Below are 316 nucleotides of genomic sequence, written 5' to 3'. Positions count from 1 at the left end.
CATAATTGGCAATGTTTTGTATTCGATTGCTTTTTCTAAGAACGCATCAACAATACGTTTGGAGTAAGGTAAAATTACGTCTTTTTTTGCTGTAGAAAGCATTAAAGCGTCAGATAAGTTATTGATATCTTCTGAAGTACAAGCAAAGTCGATAAATTCAGAAACAGCATTAAGTTCTGCAACATCAGCTACTTTCTCTTATAAGAAGTATTCAACTGCTTTTACATCGTGGTTAGTTGTTGCTTCAAGATCTTTAACTCGTTCAGCATCAGCTTCACTGAAGTTAGCTACAATTGCATCAAGGTGTGCGTTTGCT

General features: G+C 35.1%; 1 pseudogene. It reads right to left on the bottom strand.

The annotated features are described in order from the left end of the window. A pseudogene (locus V6256_RS15250) lies at window positions 1-316 on the bottom strand (lyase family protein); the annotation flags it as partial.

It is taken from the genome of Psychromonas aquatilis, assembly GCF_038155185.1.
Taxonomy (GTDB): Bacteria; Pseudomonadota; Gammaproteobacteria; order Enterobacterales; family Psychromonadaceae; genus Psychromonas; species Psychromonas aquatilis.
The sequence above is the reverse complement of the archived record's forward strand: the minus strand, read 5'-3'. Positions and strand labels throughout refer to the sequence as shown.